Origin of the sequence: Flavobacterium sp. 28YEA47A, assembly GCF_041262125.1 — a bacterium.
In the GTDB taxonomy this organism is placed as follows: Bacteria; Bacteroidota; Bacteroidia; order Flavobacteriales; family Flavobacteriaceae; genus Flavobacterium.
Genome location: NZ_JBGCCI010000007.1, coordinates 123,639 through 148,593, shown reverse-complemented (window position 1 = coordinate 148,593; position 24,955 = coordinate 123,639). Strand labels below are relative to the sequence as shown.

General features: G+C 37.1%; 21 protein-coding genes. 8 read left to right on the top strand and 13 right to left on the bottom strand.

Translation table 11 applies throughout. The features are described 5' to 3' along the window. Nucleotides 1–5: 5 nt before the first annotated feature. From fusA to rpsL, 3 genes are read right to left on the bottom strand one after another with little or no spacing between them, the layout of a single operon-like run. Nucleotides 6–2,162, bottom strand: a complete 2,157-nt coding sequence (gene fusA, locus ABH942_RS11660; RefSeq protein ID WP_370032157.1) for an elongation factor G — start codon at nucleotides 2,160–2,162, stop codon at nucleotides 6–8. Nucleotides 2,163–2,172: 10 nt separating this feature from the next. Continuing rightward, nucleotides 2,173–2,649, bottom strand: a complete 477-nt coding sequence (gene rpsG, locus ABH942_RS11655) for a 30S ribosomal protein S7 (RefSeq protein WP_121376831.1) — start codon at nucleotides 2,647–2,649, stop codon at nucleotides 2,173–2,175. A gap of 22 nt (nucleotides 2,650–2,671) precedes the next feature. Beyond that, entirely contained in the window at nucleotides 2,672–3,055 is a 384-nt protein-coding gene (gene rpsL / locus ABH942_RS11650) for a 30S ribosomal protein S12 (protein WP_007136570.1), read from the bottom strand. 368 nt (nucleotides 3,056–3,423) lie between these two features. Between rpsL and ABH942_RS11645 the strand changes: the two genes are divergently transcribed. The 5 genes from ABH942_RS11645 (at nucleotide 3,424) to rlmB (ending at nucleotide 11,410) form a co-directional block, all read left to right on the top strand. Continuing rightward, nucleotides 3,424–4,992, top strand: a complete 1,569-nt coding sequence (locus ABH942_RS11645; protein ID WP_370032154.1) for a hypothetical protein — start codon at nucleotides 3,424–3,426, stop codon at nucleotides 4,990–4,992. Nucleotides 4,993–5,100: 108 nt separating this feature from the next. Beyond that, nucleotides 5,101–8,184: a SusC/RagA family TonB-linked outer membrane protein gene (locus ABH942_RS11640; RefSeq protein WP_370032151.1), complete on the top strand. Its 3,084-nt coding sequence runs from the start codon at nucleotides 5,101–5,103 to the stop codon at nucleotides 8,182–8,184. Between the two features lie 11 nt (nucleotides 8,185–8,195). Further along, nucleotides 8,196–9,671 (top strand): SusD/RagB family nutrient-binding outer membrane lipoprotein, encoded by a 1,476-nt coding sequence (locus tag ABH942_RS11635; RefSeq protein WP_370032149.1) that lies wholly within the window; start codon nucleotides 8,196–8,198, stop codon nucleotides 9,669–9,671. 14 nt (nucleotides 9,672–9,685) lie between these two features. Next, nucleotides 9,686–10,594, top strand: coding sequence for a hypothetical protein (locus ABH942_RS11630; protein ID WP_370032148.1), 909 nt, complete (start codon nucleotides 9,686–9,688; stop codon nucleotides 10,592–10,594). A gap of 81 nt (nucleotides 10,595–10,675) precedes the next feature. Then, nucleotides 10,676–11,410, top strand: coding sequence for a 23S rRNA (guanosine(2251)-2'-O)-methyltransferase RlmB (gene rlmB / locus ABH942_RS11625; RefSeq protein WP_370032146.1), 735 nt, complete (start codon nucleotides 10,676–10,678; stop codon nucleotides 11,408–11,410). On the opposite strand, the gene ABH942_RS11620 is transcribed toward rlmB, so the two are convergent. After that, nucleotides 11,407–12,207 (bottom strand): rhomboid family intramembrane serine protease, encoded by an 801-nt coding sequence (locus tag ABH942_RS11620; protein ID WP_370032144.1) that lies wholly within the window; start codon nucleotides 12,205–12,207, stop codon nucleotides 11,407–11,409. The two genes, rlmB and ABH942_RS11620, sit on opposite strands and share 4 nt — an antisense overlap. Nucleotides 12,208–12,401: 194 nt before the next feature. Between ABH942_RS11620 and ABH942_RS11615 the strand changes: the two genes are divergently transcribed. Next, nucleotides 12,402–13,679, top strand: a complete 1,278-nt coding sequence (locus ABH942_RS11615) for a replication-associated recombination protein A (protein ID WP_370032142.1) — start codon at nucleotides 12,402–12,404, stop codon at nucleotides 13,677–13,679. Here the strand turns inward: ABH942_RS11615 and ABH942_RS11610 are convergent. The 5 genes from ABH942_RS11610 to ABH942_RS11590 are packed head-to-tail and all read right to left on the bottom strand — an operon-like array spanning nucleotide 13,676 to nucleotide 17,524. Further along, complete coding sequence (locus ABH942_RS11610) at nucleotides 13,676–14,389, bottom strand: hypothetical protein (protein WP_370032140.1); 714 nt, start codon at nucleotides 14,387–14,389, stop codon at nucleotides 13,676–13,678. The two genes, ABH942_RS11615 and ABH942_RS11610, sit on opposite strands and share 4 nt — an antisense overlap. A gap of 11 nt (nucleotides 14,390–14,400) precedes the next feature. Then, complete coding sequence (locus ABH942_RS11605; RefSeq protein WP_370032138.1) at nucleotides 14,401–15,087, bottom strand: YjjG family noncanonical pyrimidine nucleotidase; 687 nt, start codon at nucleotides 15,085–15,087, stop codon at nucleotides 14,401–14,403. A gap of 1 nt (nucleotide 15,088) precedes the next feature. After that, nucleotides 15,089–15,634, bottom strand: coding sequence for a hypothetical protein (locus ABH942_RS11600; RefSeq protein WP_370032136.1), 546 nt, complete (start codon nucleotides 15,632–15,634; stop codon nucleotides 15,089–15,091). Then, complete coding sequence (locus ABH942_RS11595; RefSeq protein ID WP_370032134.1) at nucleotides 15,627–16,898, bottom strand: ABC transporter permease; 1,272 nt, start codon at nucleotides 16,896–16,898, stop codon at nucleotides 15,627–15,629. Before ABH942_RS11595 ends, ABH942_RS11600 begins: the two co-directional genes overlap by 8 nt. Further along, complete coding sequence (locus ABH942_RS11590) at nucleotides 16,895–17,524, bottom strand: ABC transporter ATP-binding protein (protein ID WP_370032132.1); 630 nt, start codon at nucleotides 17,522–17,524, stop codon at nucleotides 16,895–16,897. The genes ABH942_RS11595 and ABH942_RS11590 overlap by 4 nt, the downstream gene beginning before the upstream one ends. 208 nt (nucleotides 17,525–17,732) lie before the next feature. Between ABH942_RS11590 and ABH942_RS11585 the strand changes: the two genes are divergently transcribed. Next, entirely contained in the window at nucleotides 17,733–18,917 is a 1,185-nt protein-coding gene (locus tag ABH942_RS11585) for a hypothetical protein (RefSeq protein WP_370032130.1), read from the top strand. Between the two features lie 79 nt (nucleotides 18,918–18,996). Here ABH942_RS11585 and radC read toward each other — a convergent pair whose 3' ends face one another. After that, complete coding sequence (gene radC / locus ABH942_RS11580) at nucleotides 18,997–19,692, bottom strand: DNA repair protein RadC (RefSeq protein WP_370032127.1); 696 nt, start codon at nucleotides 19,690–19,692, stop codon at nucleotides 18,997–18,999. Between the two features lie 120 nt (nucleotides 19,693–19,812). On the opposite strand from radC, the gene ABH942_RS11575 reads away from it, so the two are divergent. Continuing rightward, nucleotides 19,813–20,388: a DUF1287 domain-containing protein gene (locus ABH942_RS11575; RefSeq protein WP_370032125.1), complete on the top strand. Its 576-nt coding sequence runs from the start codon at nucleotides 19,813–19,815 to the stop codon at nucleotides 20,386–20,388. Between the two features lie 54 nt (nucleotides 20,389–20,442). Here the strand turns inward: ABH942_RS11575 and murC are convergent, their stop codons facing one another. The 3 genes from murC to ABH942_RS11560 form a co-directional block, all read right to left on the bottom strand. Next, nucleotides 20,443–21,801, bottom strand: a complete 1,359-nt coding sequence (murC, locus tag ABH942_RS11570; RefSeq protein ID WP_370032123.1) for a UDP-N-acetylmuramate--L-alanine ligase — start codon at nucleotides 21,799–21,801, stop codon at nucleotides 20,443–20,445. A 25-nt stretch (nucleotides 21,802–21,826) separates the two neighbouring features. Continuing rightward, on the bottom strand, nucleotides 21,827–22,525 hold the full coding sequence (locus tag ABH942_RS11565) for a tetratricopeptide repeat protein (RefSeq protein ID WP_370032121.1): 699 nt from the start codon (nucleotides 22,523–22,525) through the stop codon (nucleotides 21,827–21,829). Between the two features lie 209 nt (nucleotides 22,526–22,734). Beyond that, on the bottom strand, nucleotides 22,735–24,882 hold the full coding sequence (locus tag ABH942_RS11560) for a S46 family peptidase (protein ID WP_370032119.1): 2,148 nt from the start codon (nucleotides 24,880–24,882) through the stop codon (nucleotides 22,735–22,737). Nucleotides 24,883–24,955: the final 73 nt, after the last annotated feature.

The window sequence follows — 24,955 nt, the reverse complement described above, 5'->3', positions numbered from 1 at the left end:
TAGAATTAAGCGTTACCTTTTGCTTTTTTGATTACCGCTTCTGAAATGTTAGAAGGCGTTTCAGCATAGTGAGAGAACTCCATTGTTGAAGTAGCTCTACCTGATGACAATGTTCTCAATGTTGTAACATAACCGAACATTTCTGATAAAGGCACATCAGCCTTGATCGTCTTAGCTCCATTTCTGTCACCCATGTCATTAACCTGACCTCTACGACGGTTCAAGTCACCTACGATATCACCCATGTTTTCTTCTGGAGTGATAACTTCGATTTTCATGATTGGCTCAAGGATAACAGCACCAGCAGCTTTTCCAGACTCTTTGTAACCCATTTTCGCAGCTAATTCGAAAGAAAGAGCATCAGAATCCACAGGGTGGAAAGATCCGTCTAATAAAGTTACTTTCAAGCTATCAACCGCATATCCTGCTAAAGGACCTTGCTTCATTGCTTCTCTGAAACCTTTTTCAACAGCTGGGATATATTCCTTAGGAACGTTACCACCTTTTACTTCGTTAACAAACTGTAATCCAACCGGAACTTTACCGTCCACTTCATCAGCAGGCTCGATTCTAAATACGATATCACCGAATTTACCACGACCTCCAGATTGTTTCTTGTATGTTTCTCTATGTTGAGCAGATCTTGTGAACGCTTCTTTATATTCTACCTGAGGCTCACCTTGGTTAACCTCTACTTTAAACTCACGTTTCATCCTGTCTACCAAGATATCCAAGTGAAGCTCACCCATACCAGAGATAATCGTCTGACCTGAAGCCTCATCTGTTCTAACTGTAAACGTTGGATCTTCTTCAGCCAATTTAGCCAAAGCCATACCCATTTTATCTACGTCAGCCTTAGTTTTAGGCTCAATAGCGATACCGATTACCGGATCAGGGAATTTCATAGATTCAAGGATAATTGGGTTCTTTTCATCACACAATGTATCTCCTGTCTTGATATCTTTAAATCCAACAGCAGCTCCAATATCTCCCGCTTCGATGAATTCGATTGGGTTTTGCTTGTTAGCGTGCATTTGGTAGATACGAGAAATTCTTTCTTTGTTTCCTGAACGAGTGTTCAAAACATAAGAACCAGCATCAAGACGTCCTGAATAAGCACGGAAGAAAGCCAAACGACCTACGAATGGGTCAGTAGCGATTTTAAATGCCAAAGCAGCGAACGGCTCTTTAACGTCTGGTCTACGTAAGATTTTAGTTTGATCTTCTTCTAATAAATCAGCATCATCAGGGTGAATTCCTTCGATACCTTCTTTATCTAATGGAGAAGGCAAATATTTACATACAGCATCCAACATGAACTGAACTCCTTTGTTTTTGAAAGAAGATCCAGCAATCATAGGAATGATAGCCATATCAATTGTAGCAGCTCTCAAAGCATTGTTGATTTCGTCCTCTGTAATAGAGTTCTCATCTTCCATATACTTATCCAATAGATTTTCATCGTATTCAGCTACAGCCTCGATAAGGATTGATCTGTATTCTTTAACTTCTGCAACCATGTCAGCAGGAATATCGATAATATCGAAAGTAGCTCCCTGAGTCTCATCATGCCATACAATAGCCTGATTCTTTACCAAGTCAACTACTCCTTTGAAGTCAGCCTCATCACCGATAGGCAATGTAATAGCTACTGCATTGGATTTCAACATATCTCTAACTTGTTGGCATACACCAAGGAAGTTAGAACCTTGACGGTCCATTTTATTTACGAATCCCATACGTGGAACTCTGTATTGATCAGCAAGTCTCCAGTTAGTTTCTGATTGAGGCTCAACACCATCAACAGCACTAAATAAGAAAACCAATCCATCCAATACCCTCAAAGAACGGTTTACCTCTACGGTAAAGTCAACGTGTCCAGGAGTATCAATGATGTTGAAATGGTAAGGCTTTGAATCTGGAGTTGGTTTCCCTTGGTTTGTTGGGAAGTTCCACTCACAAGTCGTAGCAGCTGAAGTAATCGTGATACCACGCTCCTGCTCCTGCGCCATCCAGTCCATTGTTGCAGCACCATCGTGCACCTCACCAATTTTGTGTGATTTTCCAGTATAAAAAAGGATACGCTCAGTTGTTGTTGTTTTACCAGCATCAATGTGAGCAGCAATTCCGATATTTCTTGTATATTTTAAATCTCTAGCCATTTCTTAAGGATTAAAATCTAAAGTGAGAGAATGCTTTGTTTGCTTCAGCCATCTTGTGAGTATCCATTCTCTTTTTAACAGCAGCACCTTCTTCTTTAGCAGCAGCTAAAACTTCAGAAGCTAGTTTTTGAGCCATAGATTTCTCATTTCTTCTACGCGCATAAAGTATCATCCACTTCATTGCCATAGAGATTTTACGATCCGGTCTGATTTGCATTGGGATTTGGAATGTAGCACCACCAACTCTACGACTACGTACTTCTACGTGAGGCATAACGTTAGTCAAAGCATCTTTCCAGATTTCCAATGAAGATTTTTCTGCATCTTGTTTCTTGTTTTCTACGATTTCTAATGCATCATAGAATACTTTGAAAGCAGTTGATTTTTTACCATCCCACATTAAGTTGTTCACAAAACGCGTCACTAACTGATCGTTAAATTTTGGATCTGGTAAAAGAGGTCTTTTTTTGGCCTGTCTTTTTCTCATGTCTTTACTTTAAAAGTTTAAATTACTTTTTTGCTTCTTTTGGGCGTTTTGCACCATACTTAGATCTTCTTTGCGTTCTTCCTGCAACACCTGATGTATCAAGCGCTCCACGAACGATGTGGTATCTAACTCCTGGTAAATCTTTTACCCTTCCACCCCTAACTAATACTATCGAGTGCTCTTGTAGATTGTGTCCTTCTCCTGGGATGTAAGCATTCACTTCATTACCATTTGTCAAACGTACACGCGCTACTTTACGCATTGCAGAGTTTGGTTTTTTTGGTGTAGTAGTGTAAACACGCGTACAAACCCCTCTTCTTTGAGGACAAGAATCTAAAGCAACCGATTTACTCTTCTTAGTTATCTGGGTTCTTCCAGTTCTTACTAATTGTTGAATTGTTGGCATAATTAATACTAATATATATTATGATTTAATTTCCCGCTTTTTACGGGGTTGCAAATGTAATAATTATTTTTTTTTAAACAAACCTTAATCCATTAATTTTCAAACAGATTAACCTAGATTTATTTTTTATATATTATTCGTTGCATTTTTGCGTTACTTTTACTGTGATTTACCAACAACCCAAATAGTTTATTCCTAATTCTTATAAATCGAAAGAAATTCGGAATAAAACCTGAGATTCCGGACAGCGTTTTAACAATTATGATATTTTGAAAAGATTTCTTTTTCTTTTATTCTGTATTTCATTCAGCTTAAATTGCTTAAGCCAAAAACTTTATTTAAAAATCACATCCGATTCCCAAAGTGATTTGAAAACAATCGATTCGATTGGTTATTCTAAAAAACACAGCAATGCCAAAAGCATTGTTGACGAGGCCAACAGTCTTTCGGAAAAATTAAAACGCTATGGCTTCCTCGAAAATGAAATACAGGAAAACAAAAAACAGAATGACAGTACTTTTTTATTCAAATTTCATTTGGGTTCCAAAACCAATTTTACACATATTTATATAGGAAAGAATTCTGAATTGAAACAATTGGGAATCATCCAAAACAACGAAGACACCCTAAAGATTCCTTTTAGTGAAACCGAAAATTTTCTAAACACCACTTTAGGCAGCTTAGAGCGCAAAGGTTATTCTTTAGCCAAACTTCAACTCATAAATCTAAAAAAACGGAAAAATATTCTGTTAGCCGAGTTAAAATTTGAAACCGAAAAGCTACGACAGGTAAACGATATCGTCATTAACGGTTATGAAAAATTTCCTGAAGGACACAAAAAGGAAATCAGGCGCCGCTATCGCAATAAGGTATTCAACCAGCAAAGCCTTAAAAACATTCATGAAGATTTCAACCAATTTCAATTTGTAACCCAAACCAAATATCCTGAAATCCTTTTCATGAATGACACTACCAAAGTGTATGTTTATGTGGAAAAATCCAAACCAAATCGTTTTGACGGATTCATAGGTTTTGGAAATAATGATAAGGGTGACATGAAAATTAACGGTTATCTCGATCTATTGCTAGTCAATTCACTAAACGTGGGCGAACGTTTTAATCTGTATTGGAAAAGTGACGGTAATGACCAAAAGACCTTTAATGTCAACATCGAATTACCTTATATATTCAAAAGTCCTTTAGGAATCAAAGCCCAGTTAAATATCTTCAAGCAGGACAGTACTTTCCAAAATACACAGACCGCCATTGACCTAGGCTATTATTTTAATTATAATACAAGACTATATATAGGATACCAATCTACTGAATCGAACGACATTCAAAACCTCAACAGTTCAATCTTGCGAGATTTCGACAACTCTTTCATCACTTCCAATTTTGAGTACACAAAATTCAAAAGGGACGATTTTTTGTTTCCAGACAAAACACTAATTAGCATCAAGGCCGGTGTTGGAAGCAGAAATTCTGAAAATTCAAAAAACAGCCAATTTTTCACAAACATAGATCTCCGGCACAATCTCTATCTAAACGACAAGAACATTATAGCACTGCGGAGTCAGAACTTCTTGCTGCAGAGTGACAGCTATATCACCAATGAGCTTTTCCGTTTTGGCGGAATTAATTCCATACGAGGTTTTAATGAGAACAGCCTGCAGGCCAATCTCTATTCTTCTATACTCACAGAATATAGATATGTCTTGGCTCCGACAATTTACGTACATTCGATTATTGACTTTGGGTATTATCAGGACAAGACTACAGACAATGATGGAAATCTTTTGGGGCTTGGGTTCGGATTTGGATTACTTACCAAAAACGGACTCTTTAATATTGTTTATGCCAACGGCAGTACTGGCGACCAGCAAATAAAACTTTCCAATTCAATTGTCCACATTAGCTTTAAAGCTAAATTTTAACAACTATTATATTGATACATTAATATATTAAAAACAAAATTAAAAAAAGTATAGGTTTGTTAAGAAATATTTAAGAAATTTGGATTAACTAATTCTAACCTATATCTAATGAAAACAAAGTTAAACGGCTTGTTAACGCTTGCTTTTGCGTTAATAATGCAGATTTCTTTTGCACAAGAAAGGACAATTTCTGGTACAGTGAGAGACCAAAACGAACTGCCCCTTCCTGGGGTAAGCGTAACCATCAAAGGGACGACAACGGGTACTCAAACCGACTTTGATGGTAAATTTCAAATTAAAGCTTCGCCTCCCGACATTTTAGTTTTCAGTTTCATGGGTATGACCTCAAAAGAAGTCATGGCTACGGCTACCAATTTCAATATTGTTCTTGAAGATGATGCGACTGAGCTTGAAACAGTTGTTGTGACAGCACTGGGAATAAAAAGAAACCCAAAAGAACTGAGTTATTCTACTCAGGTCGTAAAATCTGACGAATTAAATCAGGCAAAAGCTGTAAATGCAGCCACAGCTTTGATTGGAAAAGTATCCGGTTTACAGATCAATACTATAAACAGCGGGGTCAATCCACAAACCAGAGTCGTATTAAGAGGCGCAAGATCTATTTCAGGAAACAATGAAGCTCTTATTGTAATTGACGGTGTACCTTCTGCCATGAACACTCTAAGCGAATTGAACCCGAACGACATAGAAACCACTACCATTCTGAAAGGTGCTAATGCCGCCGCCTTATACGGTTCTGCCGGTTCGAACGGGGCTATTATGATTACTACCAAAAAAGGACGCAACGGCAAGATGACATTGCAATACAATTCAACCATCACTTTTGAAAAAGTCCAATTCATTCCGGACAGGCAAACGAAATTTGGTCAAGGTTGGGCAGGAGAACTTGATCCGGTTGAAAACACAAACTGGGGAGCACCATTAGATGGATCAATGGTACAGGTAGGAGCTGAATTACCTGACGGTACTATCAGAGAATTTAGTTATGTAGCAAGAAAAAACAATATCAAAGACTTTTTTAATGTAGGAACCACAAAACAAAATGGTTTCTCATTATCACAAGGTGATGAAACCAGTAATTTATTCTTCTCTGCACAAGACGTAAAAACAGAAGGAATTATTCCTGGTGATGTTTACCACAAAAACACCTTCCGATTGAATACAAGCAAAACTTCTGGAAATTGGTCGGTTGGCGGTAATGTTTCTTATTTTACCGATAAGACAGACATTGCGGGTAGCCTAACAGGTTCTGACGATGAAACCGAGTTCTTTTCAGACACGGAAGCTGGACGAAGCATCTACAGCCAGCTTTTGCAGACTCCTATCAACGTTCCTTTAAGCGTTTATTCGCAGGGAGATTTACAGGATTATTTTACAAATTATGCCTATAACCCTTATTGGATTCTGAAAAATTCACGACGCATTTCGTCTTCAGAGAGATTCCAAGGATCGGTTGATTTAGGCTATAAAATAAACGACTGGTTCAATATTTTATACAGAGGAGGCGTAAGCGTGCTGAGTTCTGACTTCAAGCATACTAATAACGGTCATGTTTTCACAGACGGCAGTGGTCGTCAGGATTTAAATCAAGGTGTTTCCGATGGTTCAAATTTCGAGAGAAGAATTAACAGCGACCTGATGTTTAATTTTGATTTTAACATCACAGATGATATTACCGCCAAAATCATACTGGGTAACAATATCAGAGATATCAGAACAAAAGAAATCGGAATTCGTGGTGATAATTTGGTTGTTGAAGGGCTTTACAATGTCTCTTTGAGAACTGGCGAGCTTCGTGGAGTTGAATTCGATTCCCGATTAAGAAGCATCGGACTATACGGAAGTGCTGAACTAGGCTATAAAGACTATTTATTCCTAAATATTACCGGAAGAAACGACTGGTCTTCAGCATTGATTAAGGAAAACAACTCCTTCTTCTACCCTAGCTATGGTGTTTCATTTATCCCAACATCTGCTTTTCCTAAATTAAAAGGAAATGTTTTGAATTTTGCAAAAGTAACAGCAAGTTATACCAAAGTAGGAAACTCTACTTCTGCTTATGCAAATCAAAACACCTATATTAGATCTGCCGGTTTCCCTTATGGCGACCTGACATCATTTAACTTAAACAATATTGTTGCTTTAGCAGGATTAAAGCCTGAGTTTACCACATCAAAAGAATTCGACCTGAATCTTGAATTCTTTAATAAAAGAATCTCATTGGATGCAAGTTATTATATTTCAAGCTCTACCGACCAGATTATCAATTCAGCCGCTTCTTCTTCTTCAGGCGCAACAAGAGCTTTGCTAAATGCCGGAGAATTACAGACCAAAGGATTTGAATTGGACTTAGGATTTGTGCCAATACAGACTGAAGATTTTAATTGGGATTTCAGAATCAGCTATAGTGCTCCTAAAACTGAAGTTAAGAGCTTATTGCCTGGCGTAAACGAACTTTCTTTAGGCGGTTTTCCAACTGCAGGAGTTTATGCTGTTGTTGGGCAAGAATATCCTATCATTAAAGGAACTGCTTACCAAAGAGACGACCAGGGCAGGGTAATTATCGACCAGGCAACAGGTAACCCTATACAGTCTTCAGCCTTGAAAAACTTAGGAAAAACAACTCCTGATTACATTGTAGGCCTTTCAACTAACTTTAATTATAAAGGATTCAGGCTTTCTGCTGTTTTTGATTACAGAACAGGACACGTATTTTATAATGAAATAGGACAAATGCTTGATTTCACAGGATCTTCAGTGCAAAGTGCTCAAACTGGAAGATTACCATTTGTATTCCCTAACTCATCGTATCAAAGTGCACCGGGCGTATATACTCCAAATACAAGCATTACAACGTCCAGCGGAGGCCAGCCTTTCTGGGATTCAGTTTATAGCAATATAGCAGAGAATTATGTAATCGATGCTACGGCTTTCAAATGTCGCGAAATTGCACTTAGCTACTCCTTTTCTAAAAAAGCATTAGAGCATTCTCCTTTTGAAGGCATAACCATTGGAGCAAACGCCCGCAACGTATTTATGATTCTACCAAAAGCGAACCGATATACAGATCCTGAATTTGGATTTACTACAGGAAATGCTGTTGGCGTTGGATCAGTAAATGAAGTTCCTCCAACCAGAAGCTACGGTTTCAATGTTACATTAACCTTCTAATTCAAGAAATGATGAAAAATATATTCAAAAAAAGCTCACTATTAGTTGCCTCTTTTTTCTTGCTGATTTCCTGTAGTGATTATCTGGACATCAATCAAGACCCAAATAACCCTACTAATGTGAAGCCGGAATTGTTGCTAGCCAATGCTCAAAATTCTGGAGCAGCGAAACTCAATGTCAGGATGAACCAGGTAGGTAATTTTATGGCTTATAACTGGGCGAACAATATCGAAGAATTTATCGCCTATCAAGACGAAATGCAGTATACCGTAAACAGTACATTTTATAATGACATCTGGGATGACCTGTATCTGACATTGGTCAATTTCCATCAGATTGAAAAGACAACTTTGGAAGATTATGAAAATTACCAAGGTATTGCCAAAATAATGAAAGCTTTCTATTATCAGTATCTTGTAGATTTATATGGCAACCTTCCTTATTCAGAGGCATTACAACGCGATTTAGAACTGACTCCTGCTTACGATAATGCAGAAGCTGTATATGACGACCTGATTGTACAATTAGATGCCGCGATAGATCTTATCAAAAACGCTCCCGCTTCCGCATTAAATCCGGGCAGAAATGACATTATGCTTCACGGAGATATGGACGAATGGGTAAAATTTGCCAATACCTTAAAGATGAGAATCTTGATTCGCCAATCCGGAATGCCTTCAAAACAAGCCTATATTGCAGATAAATTTGATGATATCATCAACGAAGGCAGCGGTTTCATAACCGAAAATGTGACAAACAATCCTGGCTACCTAGCAAGTACTGGAAAAATGAATCCGTTTTTTGAAACTTTCGGAACAACATTATCCGGAAGCCCAACAGACGACAACAGGTCTTTAAAAGGAACACAATACACTGTTGATTATCTCAGAACTACAAACGACACAAGACTGGAAAAAATATATGCTCCTATTCCTGGCGGAGGTTTTGCTGGTATAAACCAAGGCGCTCCTGACGAACAAGGAACCATTGTTGTTCCTTATTCCGGATTAGGAAATGGAGTTCTTAAAAACTTTTCCCAAGATGCTTATATACTAACAGCTGCTGAAAGCTATTTACTTCAGGCCGAAGCTGTCGCAAGAGGTTATATGGCTGGAAGCGCTCAGGCATTGTACGAATCTGGAATCCAGGCTTCTTATCAAACTTTGGGCCTTACAGCTGCTCAAGCCAGTACTTATTATTCACAGGCCACCAACCTTGTAGGATGGGCTGCTTCATCAGGAAATGAAATTGAAGCTATCATAACACAAAAATGGATTGCTCTGAATAGTATAAACGGTGTCGAATCTTGGATCGAATATACCAGAACCGGATTCCCATCAAGTCTTCCTATATCATTAATTGCCAGCAGGCCGCAACGCCCAATCCGATTAATGTATCCTAACTCAGAATATGTGGCAAATTCTGCAAATGTCCCTAACCAGACAACAGATGACGCTTTCACATCACCTATTTTTTGGGATAACTAATAAAAAGATGAAAAATGAAAAATTTTAAACTCAAATTCGCAACTATTGCGATTATATTGGCCCTGTTCTCTTCTTGTCTTGTAGATGACGATGTAACAGATTTTGGGGCTGGAACAAGAATTATCGAATTTCCGTTGAGCACCGTTGACGGGACATTTGATATTGGAATGGATGAATTTGAATTTCAAGCTTCTGCCCGTTTAGTAGGAGGTAATGGTTCACCAGCTCCATCGGACATTGTTGTCACCTATGAGGTAGATCAGTCCAAGACAACTGCTATTGAAGGTACAAACTTTACCATTTTAAATAACGGGACTTTTACACTTCTTGCCGGAGATACTGATGTAATTTTTCCTATACTGATAATCCCTTCCTCTTTGGATCCGGAATTATCAGTTCCATTAACTATTGCTCTGAAACTGACCTCTGCAACAGCAAATTTCCCGGTAGGCGTTTCTACAAAAGAATCTACAAGTACTGTCGTAATCAATTTAAAACCATTATGCCCAATTACGGATGATTTGTCAGGGACACATACCTATACTCAGACTTCTATGCAGTATGGCGATGGTACAGGAAACGGAACCGGAACCGGGATTGCCGGCACTATTAGCGGCTCAGTAACCTGGACTGAAGCTGAGCCAGGAAAGTACAGCCTTGATGATGCTTCATTCGGATTATTTGAAGCTATTTACGATGATGATCCTGCCGTTGGTCCAGACGGTGCATTCTTAACATGGGTGTGCCGCGAATTCCTTTTTAGCGGTTCCGACCAGTATTCCGACACTTTTACTTATAATATCATTAGCGTCACCGGACCTGTTATGGTGTTTACGTGGAGAAACACGTGGGGCGATGGCGGCACTGTCACCCTTACCAGAGAAGGCGGCGTTGATTGGCCGGATATCTTCCAGACAAACTAATTAAAAAATATTTAAAGGCCGGCAGATTGAATTCACCGGCCTTATTTTATTTCTCTATAACTTTATCCTATCTTTGCCACCATGGAAAAAGGACATCAAATTTTCGGAATCAGAGCGATTATAGAGGCTATACAAGCTGGAAAAGAAATAGACAAAGTATTCATTCAGAAAGACGCGCAAGGCGAATTAATGAAAGACTTGATGAAAGTCATGAAACGTGCCAGCGTAAATTTTTCGTATGTGCCTATAGAAAAGCTGAACAAACTGACACCGAATAACCATCAGGGTGCCGTTGCTACTATTGCACCTGTTTCTTTTCATAATCTTGAAACACTTATCGAAACGGTCATAGATAGCGGCAAGACTCCTCTTTTCCTTATCCTGGATCAAATATCTGATGCCCGAAATTTTGGAGCCATTATCAGAACAGCAGAATGTACAGGTGTCGACGGAATTATTATTCAAAAACAAGGAGCTGCTCCAGTTAATGGTGACACTGTAAAAACTTCAGCAGGTGCTGTTTTCAATGTACCAATCTGCAAGGTAGAACATATTAAAGATGCCATTTTCCATCTTCAGGGATCCGGCATAAAAACAATTGCTGCTACCGAAAAGACAGACCAGAACATTTATGACTTATCGCTTAATGAGCCTATAGCCATTATTATGGGATCTGAAGATCGTGGTGTTAATCCTTCAGTTTTAAAAATTGTAGATGAAAAAGCAAAACTGCCAATGTTTGGTACTATTGCTTCCTTAAATGTATCGGTTGCCTGTGGTGCTTTTCTTTACGAGACCGTGAGACAGAGAAGTTAACTATTCTTTTCTGCACCATCTATTTCATCTTCCTGATTATCTTCTGAATCATCTCGAACAATTGTGTAAAAGACATTGTAATTGGATCTGAAAAATTCTTCATCCCTGATTTCAGCATCGTCTTCAGGCTTTGGAAAATTTTGAAAGTTTCCATTTTCATCAAAATGCCTCATGAACATATCTTCCTCAGGATTAAAATCCGGTCGTTCCCAATCATATATAATTGGTTTTTGATACTCTGGAGTTTTTATTGCTAAGGAAAAGACATAACCCGATATAAGCCCGGCCAAATGGCCTTCCCAGGAAATTCCTTCTTGGACGTTTGGAAAAATATACCAGACCAAACCTCCATACATCAGGATAACGGTTAGTGATAAAGCAACCAGTCTGTAATACTTGGTCTGGATACCTTTAAAAAAGATAAAACTGACCAAGACATAAATCAAACCACTGGCGCCAATATGATAGGATTCCCTTCCAATTACCCAAGTCAGAAAACCAGACAACAAAATCCCATATCCAAGCACTGCTAAAGTCTGATTTCTATAAAAGAACCGCAATGCTGCAATCAGAAGAAACAACGGAATTGAATTGTTATAGAGATGCTGAATATCACCATGAAGAAACGGACTGAATATAATCCCTCTTAATCCGGAGAAAGTACGGGGATAAATTCCATATTCAGTAAGATTGAGCTTAAAGCGAACTTCTGCCCAAAAAACAATCCATAAAAGAACTACAGCAAACAATGGCCAGGCCAAAACTGAGGGAGAGAATTTCAAATTTTTATCGTCCATTGCTTTTAGGATTTTTTTTACCAAAAACTGTCAAAAACTTATCCAATTTTATTTTCGTGCTATTTTGTCAGCATTAAAAATAAATAATCCGTTTTTTAGCCTATTCGACAAATCAGATCACTCTTTAGAAATTTCACAAAAGTTTATGCTGTGTAGCATTAAAAAAACTTCTGCAAATTCAGTAATTTTACAAAATGGAAGCACCATTAGCAGAAAGAATTCGCCCGCAACAGCTTGAAGATTATTTAGGCCAGCCACAATTGGTAGGCCCTAACGGGTCATTAACGCATCAAATTGCAAAAGGTATTATTCCTTCCTTAATCTTATGGGGACCTCCCGGAACAGGAAAAACCACTTTGGCTCAAATCATTGCACAAGAATCAAAACGTCCGTTTTATATTTTGAGTGCAATTAATTCTGGAGTAAAAGAAGTACGTGATGTCATTGAAAAAGCCAAACAGAGTGGCGGTTTGTTTACAGCTAAAAACCCAATCTTGTTTATTGATGAGATTCACCGTTTCAGCAAGTCACAACAAGATTCTTTATTGGCTGCTGTAGAAAAAGGCTGGGTAACATTAATAGGCGCTACTACAGAAAATCCTAGTTTTGAAGTAATACCTGCATTACTGTCGCGTTGTCAGGTTTATATATTGAATGCTTTTTCAAAATCAGATCTGGAAGCTCTGCTGGAACGTGCAATGAAAACCGATGTCTACCTAAAAGAAAAGAATATCGAATTAAAAGAAACGGAAGCTCTATTAAGACTTTCGGGCGGAGATGGTAGAAAGTTGCTCAATATTTTCGATCTTGTTGTCAATGCATCAAACGATGAAAAAATCATAATTACGAACGATTCTGTACTTAAACTGGTACAACAAAATACAGTATTGTATGATAAAACCGGCGAACAGCATTATGACATTATTTCTGCTTTTATAAAATCAATCCGCGGCAGCGATCCCAACGGGGCCGTTTATTGGCTGGCACGTATGATTGAAGGTGGTGAAGATGTCAAATTTATCGCAAGACGCATGCTGATACTTTCCAGTGAAGATATTGGCAACGCAAACCCAACAGCTTTTATCATGGCAAACAATACATTTCAAGCCGTGACTACCATAGGCTATCCGGAAAGTCGGATTATCTTAAGCCAATGTGCCATCTATCTTGCAACTTCACCTAAAAGTAATGCCTCTTATATGGCGATCGGGAAAGCACAGCAAATAGTAAAACAGACGGGCGACTTGCCAATTCCAATTCATTTGAGAAATGCACCTACAAAATTGATGAAAGAATTAGGTTATGGCGAAGATTATAAATATGCCCACGACTACCAAAACAATTTTGCTGAACAGGAATTTCTTCCTGATGAAATAAAAAATTCCCCTATTTATGTTCCCGGAAATAACTCCAGAGAACAATCAACAAGGGAATTTTTAAAAAATCGTTGGAAAAATAAATATGGTTATTAAAACTTGATTAAAAGTTTTTCTGAAACCGGCTTATCATCTTTATAGTATTCTAGTATCCATTCATTATTTTTCCTGATTAACGCTCCATTAATCGTATCAGATTGTACTGTAAAATAATCCGGATGTGAAGTTTTGAAAATTTTGAATACAACTTTTGGAGTCCTGTCAACCAATTGATAGCCATTTGAAATTGGCTGAGCAAAAAGCATGTTTGGAGTATTTTCCGGCTCAACTGAAGATTTAGGAGTTTCAGCCTTTTTAGACTCTGCCTTATAAACTTTCCCATTATAATTATATCCAATAGTAAATAGCGACTTAAAGGCATTATTCAGCGCTTCCGGATAAGCAAGTCTATACTCTTTAGCCTTGCTGGACCCAATATCACTTCTATTAATTTCTTTATTTTCACAATCTCTGAATACAACAACCAGTTTTGTTGCCATTAATGAACTTACTTTTTCTACATTAACGAATACTCTGCTACATCTTTCGGTGGCTATTTCTAAAGGCAGATTCTCATTATCATAGAAAGCCTCAAATCCCATCTTTGTAAGATTAAATTTTGTGATTGTATTGAGTCTGTACTCATTTTCCTCATTTGTAAAATTAAACTTTACAGGGACGATGGCATATTTGTAATCATTCAATGATCTTTGCGCCAAAGCAGAAAGTGAGGCAAACAAGAATAAGATTAGGATATTTTTTTTCATATAGGAAAAGTTTAAAGATATTTTTTTAAGTCCAGCAGATGATTCACCTGCTTAATATTAGGATGCGTTTCTAAATTGTGTTCGTTAAAAAAGATAGCGTCGAGGCCTACATTTAGGGCGCCTTCTATATCAGCTTCCAGATTATCGCCAATCATAATACTTGTTTCTTTAGAACATTTAGCCAAATCCAACGCATAGTTAAATATTTCCGGATTTGGTTTTTTTACTCCTGCGTTTTCAGAATTAGTAATGGTTTCAAAATAATGTACAATATTAGAATTGACCAGTTTATTGTTTTGTATCTGATGAAATCCGTTCGTAATTATATGCAGTCTGTATTTTGGTTTCAGATATTCCAGAAGTTCTATTGTACCGTCATAAAGATGATTGAACTGAGGAAGATAGCAAATATATTCTTCTGCTAAAAAATGAATCATTTCGTCATCAATCTCTACCTGCATGTGATCAAAAACATCTTTTAGTCTTCCGTAACGCAACTGTTCCTGTGTTACCTCATCGTTTTGATATAGTTTCCAATATTTGGTATTTATAGGAACATATAACGAAATAAAGTCCTGAATATCCACATCTACTTTGTGTTTTTTCAAGATGGTATCGAATGCTAATGCTGAATTTTTTTCAAAGTCCCACAAAGTATGGTCCAAATCAAAAAAAACGTCTAAAATTTTACTTTCCAATTTATTTTCCTTTTACAATTACGGCATCTTCTATATGATAGATCCAATCTTCCACATCATTGTCATTTATACGAAAATTACCTTCCAAAGTTACATACTGATCAGTTTTCAATTTCGGAGTACCTCCTCTGAATTTTATTCCCATAATAGTTTCCGGCCCTGCCTGACCACAGAAAAAGCAGGCGGCAAAAACATTTTTGCTAAGTGCATAAGTCGTATTGTCTATTGGGACAATAAATCCTGACATTGCAATTCTTTTTTTGTTTTTCACCTTCAAGGTAGAATTTATTATTGGATACATTACTCCATCAGGATAATCCTTATTCTGTTTCTTTACAAATTTGATTGCTCCTAACAGTTTCCAGTTTAAGGTATCTGTCACAACAAAAGACTTTGCCTCAGGCTTAGAAAAAGTTTCCATTTTTGGTAAAAAACCGGCCTGTTGTAAAGAAAGAGAATCTGATTTTTTTTCCTTCAGGTTATCAGATATATAAATTGCACTTAAAAAAGTGAAAAGAGTTATAACGAAATAATAAGTCTTACGCATTTGCTAAAGTTTTTGAAATATTCAATCGGTATGCTTTTATGGCCGGAATTGTCGCAGCCAATACTCCTACAAAGATAGTTACTATAAATAAAATTCCTTCTTTCTGCCATATAAAAGCAAACGGATTAAAAGTCATTTTATATTCTTCATCTGTTGAGGAAGAAATTAAGAACAGTGCAATCCTTCCAACAATAGTGCCGAAAATGAATCCGACGAAACACAGCAATACACTTTCAAACAGTACCAATGTAAGCAATTGCACACGACTGGCCCCACTGACTCTCAATAGTGCGAATTCGTATTTTCGTTCTTTCAGTGTATTATAAAGTGCTATAAAGATGCTGATTCCCGATATAAGCATAATTCCGTATGCCAGATACTGCAATGCCTGCAACCCGATTCCAAATAAAGAAAATAGTCTGTTGACTTCAATTACAGGAGAGGCTGCCTGCATTTTTGTATTCTGCGCTATCAATCTCGGCCAGGTCACAAAGCCCATTTTATTTCTGAATTTTATCAGTACTGCGGTTATTTCTTTTCCTTCTTCCGATACCGGCATTACTTTTTCATGATCGTGATGTTCATGTTCATCGCCTTCAAAATGAATATGTCCTTCTTCTCCATGAACCGGATTTTCATCTGCATGTTCATGATTTTCGTGCATTGCCCATACACTTGGGATATTGCATAGGATAAGATTGTCGATTACTTTTCCGGTAGGACTTGCAATACCGCTGACTTTATAAGCAAATTCTTCATGAACCTCGCCTTCGGCTGCATCGCCATGCGATCCGAAAAATTTATCTCCTACTTTTATATTTAGCTTTTTTGCAATTTCTGCACCTACAATAACTTCAAAATCGGCTTGGAATATTCTTCCTTGAGCAACTGTCGCTCCAAATTTATCCAGATAGTCCGGTGTTGTTCCTACAATCTTAAATCCTCTGTAGTTGTCTCCAAACGCGAGCGGTATGGCACTTTTCACAAAAGGATGTTTCATCCATGTTTTGGCTTCACTGTAGCTAATATTGCCTGTTGGAGCATCAACCTGGTAAACTGAGGAAAGAATTAATTGAAGCGGACTTCCCTGTGCTCCCAAAACAACATCAACACCGTCAATATTGCTCGAAAATTGCTTTTCAAACTGCTCCTGAAGTAAGATTAACAATGAAATTATGGCAACGCTTGCTGTTAACAAAACAATGCTTAAGATGGTATTCAAAGGTTTGAACCAGATATTTTTCCAAGCTAATTTGACAATCATACTAATGTAATTTGATTAGAAAAACGATCTTTTAATCTTTGGTCGTGCGTAACAATAATGAGTGCAGCTCCATATTCTTTAGACAATTGCGAAAGCAGATCGGCTACTTTGTAAGCGTTCTCATCATCAAGACTTGATGTAGGTTCATCCGCCAAAAGCAATTGGGGCTCATTTACCAAAGCTCTGGCAATCGAAACCCTTTGTTGCTGTCCTATACTCAAACGTGATGTCAATTTATGTATCTGGTCTGACAGTCCGAGTTCCGCCAAAAGTGATTTTGCTTTCTCTTCGGCTTTTTGTCCGGTTGCCAGCCAGGAAGAAAGAACAACATTTTCAAAAACAGAAAATGCTTCCACAAAATGCGACTGCTGTAAGATCAGCCCTATATTTTTTCCCCTGAATTTATCCAAATTTTTATGGGATAGGCTCTCAATATTTTTATCTCCAATACGAATGGATCCTGATTGTGCTTTTAGCAGGCCTCCCAACAGGTGAAGCAATGTTGTTTTTCCTTTCCCGGAACCGCCGGTAATCAAAAGTACCTGACCGCTATCTAAAGAAATATCTGGGAAATTAAAATTCACTTTCCCATTATAAGAAAAAGTGAGATTTTTGGTCTGAATCATAATTAATGTTGTTTCTGCAACTGCCTGCAAGATACTCAAATACTTTAAAATATTTTGTTAAGTCAAATTTATAAAATGCCGTTGTCTGGTTCCTGTATTTACTTAATGCCCTTATATTATTTTGACAGAGAGCAGTTGATGTTTCAGTAAAAGAAAATATATTTATAAAATATTATTCCATTAATCCGCATAAAGGGCACAGACAGTTATGAAACAATTATTCAAATGTATTCTCATTTTACTTTTCACTTTAAAAATTTCAGCCCAAACAAATACAGAAGTTTATTTATTTTCAAAAGATATCGCCGCCAAAATCCAAAAAGATACATTGGCTTGGAAATATCAGATGGGAGCAACAGATTATTCCATAAGCGGATATTATCAAAAAGCTATAGAGACTTGGGATAAAAACGGAAGTGCCATACGAAAAATAAGCAAAGAAGATAGTTTGTACTTTAATACTTTCAAGCAAAAGCATGCAAAGAACTATATCATAAACCGTTCAAAAGACGAAAAGATTATCATTATTAACGAAGCCCATCATAATAATATGCACAGGGTTTTTACAACATCGCTCTTACAAGGTTTATATGATAATGGCTATCGCTTTTTTGGACTGGAAGCACTTGCAGATTCATTAATAAACGTTCGAAAATTTCCGGTTATGCAAAGTGGTTTTTATGTAAAAGAGCCTCAAATGGCTAATTTGTTAAATGAAGCATTGAAAATTGGCTTTGTTTTATTTGAATATGAGGCAGCAGAAGGGAAAAACGGAAAAGAAAGGGAAATTGAAGAAGCGGCAAATATTGCACAATTGGTTAAGAAGAATCCTAATTCAAAATTTTTAATCCATTGTGGCTATGATCACGTTATAGAAGGAACTCCAACAAACAAAAATTGGGGAAGAGCTATGGCCGGCCGATTAAAAGACGAGACAAATATTGATCCTTTTACTATTGATCAGGTCGCTTATACTGAAAAAGGGGATGTTAAATTTACAAGTCCTTATGTTTTGATGGCCAATCCAAAAAAATCAGTAATCATGGTTAATGACACTGGAAAATTATTCAATGGAGGAGAAACAAACGACCAGACTGACTGCAGGATAATTCATCCTATAACAAAATACTTAGATGACAGGCCTAATTGGCTATTATTAGACGGACAGCGAAAAACATATACAATTCCAAAATCTAAAATCGCCGAATATCCTGTTTTGGCTCTTGCCTATCGAAAAAATGAATATGAGCAAAATGGAGTTCCTGCTGATATTATTGAAATCATAAATAAAGAAGCAAAGGCAAATTTTATTTTAGACAAAGGTGTTTATAGAATAATTATTAAGGACAAAAATTATAATATTATTCAGGAATTTGATGCGAAGATAAAATAACCGGATTAGCAGGAAATAAAAATACCGTTGCTAAAAACGTTTCTATTAGTGTGTTATAAATACTGATCGTTTTCTAAACTTATAAAGTGCCCTCATCTCTAAAGCTGTAATAGGCATTCTCAGTAATTATAACATGATCCAAAACTCTAATATCCAGATTTTCTCCTGCTATTTTTAATTTTTTAGTTATTATCCTGTCAGATTCGCTAGGATATAATACTCCTGAAGGATGATTATGAGCGAGAATTATTGATGTTGCATTATGCACGATGGCTACTTTAAAAACAAGACGCATATCTACTACAGTTCCTGTTATTCCGCCTTTGCTCAACTGATATTTATGGATAATCCTATTGGAATTATTGAGATACAAAATCCAAAATTCTTCGTGTGAAAGTTCACCGATAATAGGCTGCATCGCTTCAAAAACTATTCTGCCGGATGTCATTCTTTTTAATGGAACAGTTTCTTCAGAACGACGGCGGCGACCTAATTCCATAGCAGCTATAATTGTAATCGCTTTAGCTTCTCCAATACCATGATAGGCTACGAGTTGTTCGATCGAGATTTTCCCCATAGCATTCAGGCTTTTAACATCTGCTAAGATTCGTTTGCTCAATGTTACCGCGCTTTCCGTGTGGTTTCCAGCCCGTATAAGGATGGCGACAAGTTCAGCATTGCTTAAGGCTTCTTTGCCTTTCAATTTTAGTTTTTCACGAGGCTTGTCATCTTCAGCCCAATTTTTAATTGAAGGTGCTTTTTTATTCTCCTGCATGGCGTTTAAATTAAATTATGATGAAATATACGAATATATCGTTTAAGAAAAAAACTTATAAATAAATCCTAGTTATAAGATATATCATACATTTTACGTTATACCTGAAAACTAATTGCCATGAAGTATTTTCTCTCTCTTACCTGTTTCCTTTATATTACTCTTGCTTTAGAAAAGAGTTTCCCGGAAAAACTTTCAGATGCAGCAATTGCGCTGACGAAAGACAAAGTCAGTTATGACCCAAGTTACTTTTCTATAAATTATCCTAACGGTGATGTGCCAAAAGACAAAGGCGTTTGTACCGATGTTGTCATCAGGGCGTACAGAAAACTGGGAATTGACCTTCAGAAAGAAGTACATGAAGACATGAAAAAAAACTTCTCAAAATATCCGCAAAAATGGGGACTCAAAAAGACAGATCCGAATATTGACCATAGAAGAGTGCCAAATCTTCAGGTCTTTTTTACGCGATTTGGCAAAAGTTTGGAAGTAACCGATATTGCTTCAGATTATAAGACAGGCGACCTCGTAACCTGGATGATTGGCGAAAAAATGCCGCATATAGGGATTGTAACAAACAAAAAAACAGCTGACGGAAAACGGAATCTGATTGTGCATAATGTTGGTTCCGGACAAGTTCTGGAAGATTGCCTCTTCAAATACAAAATAACCGGACATTACCAATTTAAAAAGTAAGCGGACCAGCTTCCGGAAAGGGAAATGGCTGATCCACTAATCATCATAGTCTATTTATAGAAGCGTTTTTACCTCATCAAAATTCAGTCCACCATAATTTCCGGAACTCATCAACAACAATGCGATTTTCTCCGTATCAAATTTTAGGTGGAAAAGATATTCTTTAAATGCCGCAGGATTGGTATAAATAATCAGATCTTCACGATTGAACGATTTTGCTATCTGCTCATAGGTTACTTCTTCCAATTGCTTGATTTTTACAGCATCAGGCGAATAGAAAACAACCGCCACATCGGCTGCATCTAATGATCCTTCGTATTCTTTCAGAAATTCAGCATTTAAGCTGCTATACGTATGCAATTCCAGACAAGCAATCAGTTTTCTGTCAGGGTATTGTTCTTTCACTGCTTTTGTTGTAGCCGCAACCTTACTTGGTGAATGCGCAAAATCTTTGTAGGCTACATTATTCTTATTTTCTGCAATTTTTTCTAAACGTTTTGAAGCGCCTTTAAAACTGGCAATGGCTTCATAAAAATCTGCCTCATCAACACCCATATTTTGGCAGATCCATTTGGCTCCGGCAAGATTATTCAGGTTATGGGCTCCAAAAACTTCAATTGGCATATCGCCTTCCGGAGTTTCGAGCAATGTTGTTCCATTCTCTACGCTATAATTTGGTGTTGAATACGGAATTTTTCGAATAGGATTTGTCGCTGCTTCCGCTACTCTTTTTACTTCCGCATCATCTTCATTATATACAAGAATACCTCCGTTGGTTATTTTTTGTATAAAAATTTCAAACTGTTCTACATAGTTTTCATACGTTGGAAAAACATTGATATGATCCCAGGCAATTCCGGAAATCAAGGCAATATTGGGCTGATACAAATGGAATTTTGGTCTTCTGTCCATTGGTGATGATAAGTATTCATCTCCTTCAAGAACGATAAAATCATTTTCTTCCGTCAGATGCACCATCGTATCAAAACCTTCCAATTGCGCTCCAACCATATAATCCACATTGATTCCGTGGTAATGCATAACATGCAAAATCATCGAAGTAATGGTTGTCTTTCCATGCGAACCGCCAATTACTACTCTTGTCTTATTTTTTGACTGTTCGTATAAAAACTCAGGATATGAAAAAATCTTCAATCCTAATTCTTGCGCTTTTAAAAGTTCCGGATTATCGGCTTTGGCATGCATTCCAAGAATAACCGAATCGATATCCGAAGTAATTTTTTCAGGAAACCAACCCATTTCTTTAGGCAGCAATCCTCTTTTTTCCAAACGTGTCTTGGAAGGTTCAAAAATAGCATCGTCGCTCCCGGTTACCTGGTATCCTTTTTCATGCAAGGCAATGGCAAGATTGTGCATAGCACTGCCTCCAATGGCTATAAAGTGTGTTCTCATCTATTCCGATTATGATCAGATTTAATTATATTTTGCTTTTTTCAGCATACTCATCCAAAACAGCTTTTGCTTTTTCGGGCTGTTTCATTTTATTTTTATATAGGTCGGCTAATTTCTTATAGGTCATTTTTGACCTTCCAATTTCGACTGCCTTTTTATAATTCTTTTCTGCTTCTTTATATCTTTTGAAATATTCTGCAATATGCCCTTTTGAAAGATAACCGTCTACAGCAGAAAGCGCCATCAGTTCGTCAGCATACTTTTGTGCCTTTCTTTCACTGCCTCCAACAATGCCGGGAAGTTGTAAATATAACTCAACCAATGCCCATCGCGATTCTATATGTTTTGGATTTAGTTCAATGGCTTTTTTAAAAGAATCTTCCACATCATCAATCATCCCTAAAGCTTTAAACTTATTGCTTTCCTTGGCTTTCATTCCAAGGGCACCTCCGTATTTATAAAAATAATTGGCTTCTGAAGGTTTTAATTCTTTTAGCTTTTCATAGTACCCTAAGGCTTCATTCCAGTTTTTTGTATGTGCTTCGATATCTCCTAAATACTCAATAATGCCTGTATCTTTTGGGCTTTTTTTATAAAGAGCCACAAATATTTCTTTAGCCTTTTCATAATTCCCCTTATTAAAAAACTGCTCTCCTTTCACATATTCAGACTGTGAAAAAACAGCTATCGGAAACAAAAATAAAAGTAAAAAAAAACGTTTCAACAGGCTTGATTTAGTCTTCCAAAAATAGCAAAATGATTTGGAATAGCGGGATGGATTTTATCTGTTTTGGAGAACTAGCTTATTGTCAATCAAAACTCATATAAAACAGGAGCAAACTGAGTAATTCTTTCAAATTCATTTCCACAAAAAAAGCCGTTTCAAATTGAAACGGCTTTTTAAATTATTTGAACTAATAACTAATCTAAAAATTATTTTGCGATTGTCATTTCGTCAATGATATGTTTTGCTCCGGCATATTTGTCAATGATAAACAAAACATAACGGATATCAACATTGATTGTTCTTTGTAGTTTAGAATCAAAGATTACGTCACCAGCCATAGCTTCGATGTTACCGTCAAAAGCTACACCAATAAGCTCTCCTTTTCCATTCAATACCGGTGAACCTGAGTTACCACCTGTAATATCGTTGTCTGTCAAGAAGTTTACAGGCATATATCCTTTTTTGTCAGCATATGGTCCGAAATCTTTTTTCTCGTTCAATTCAATCAATTTTTTAGGCAAGTCAAACTCTTGGTCGTTTGGCTTGTATTTTTTGATTGTTCCTTGAAGCGTAGTATAGTTGTTGATTTTCGCATCATTTCTCTTATCCGCAGGCAAAGAACGAACTTTACCGTAAGTCAGACGTAAAGTTGAGTTTGCATCCGGATATTTGATTTTGTTCAGCTTAGACTCACGTAATCCTTCTACAAGAAGACGGAATGACTTCTGATAATCATTTTCCAATTTAGCAATTTCTTCCGGCTTGCTTCTGTAAGTAGCCAAAATACTAGATGAAAGCAAGTATAGCTTATCATTTTTCAATGCATCCGGATTTGGATTTTTCAAAAATGCTTCTGCTTTTTCTTTTGTAGCGAAAACGCTTTCTGCGATAGCCTCATCTACAAATTTCGTGAAGTTATTTTTGTTTTCTTTAGCAAGTCCTTCAATAAATGGATCTAGCTTGTAACCTGCTTTTGCAGCATAAAGATTTAGTTCTGCAATCAATACGTCTCTTTCTAATGGAAGATAGAAACCTTCATAAACACCTTCGATTGCTGCCTGAAGTCTTGGAAGCATTTCAGCTTTCTTAGCATCATTTTCTTTAGCATAAGCTGCAATTCCATTTCCTAAACTTGCAGGACCACCAGCCAGGCTGCTGTTTCTCAAGATAGAAATCAGGTAATTATCGTGTCTTGACTTTTCGTTTGTTGCTTTGTAATATTTATTGATTGTTTCAACAACATCACCATATTTTTGCTTGTTCTCAGCCTTGTTAGCCCATTTGTTGAACTCAGCCTCTTCTTTTTGTTTTGTATCTGCTGTCTTGAATTTAGTCAACGCATCAATCATTCCCTGACGGTTTTTCCAATAGTTCGCTACAGAAGCATATTTAGAAGCATAGTTTAAACGTACCTGGTCGCTTTTGTCCATGTGAACTTTCATAGCGTCCATTCCGGTTTTAGAACCTTCAACCCATGCAGGATAAGCAAATTTTACGTTTTGCTCAATTCCACCAGCTGGCATCCAACGGTTTGTTCTACCTGGATAACCTAAAATCATTGCGAAATCATTTTCTTGAACACCTTTCAAGCTGATTGGTAAGTGGTGCTTAGGTTTCAACGGAACGTTCTCAGTAGAATATTCAGCAGGATTTCCATCTTTATCAGCATATACTCTGAACATAGAGAAATCTCCTGTGTGACGTGGCCATTCCCAGTTGTCTGTATCACCTCCGAATTTTCCGATACTTTCCGGTGGAGTTCCAACCAGACGAACGTCTTTATAATCTTGGTAAACGAAATAGTAGTATTCATTTCCTTGGAAGAATGGACGAACAGAAACAGTATATTTCCCTCCTTCATCATTTTCTTTCTGGATTTTAGCAATTTCCTGGTTGATTGCTTTTTCGCGCTCAGCCTCGCTCATGTTATCCGTAACTTTAGAAAGGATTCTTTTAGAAACATCATCCATTCTCACAAAGAAACGTACGTAAAGTGAGTTTGGCTTGATTTCCGCTTTCTTGTCTTTTGCCCAGAATCCGTCTCTCAAGTAGTTGTCTTTTGGAGTAGAAACTTCTGCAATCGCATCATAACCACAGTGGTGGTTAGTCAAAACCAAACCTTGGTTAGAAATAATTTCTGCAGTACAGCCGCCATTGAACTGAACAATAGCATCTTTAATACTTGAATGGTTGATGCTGTAGATTTCCTCAGAAGTCAATTGCAATCCCATTTTCTGCATGTCACGGTGATTCAAACGTTCAATGAACATCAAGAACCACATCCCTTCGTCAGCCTTCACCGTTGTAGGAACAAGCAGTATAGCCGTAATTAAGGATAAAATAATTTTTTTCATTTAATAGTATTTAAAGTTTAATAGGTATGTGAGTAGTCGCATAAAATGTTTTTTTGTTACATTTTTGACTACT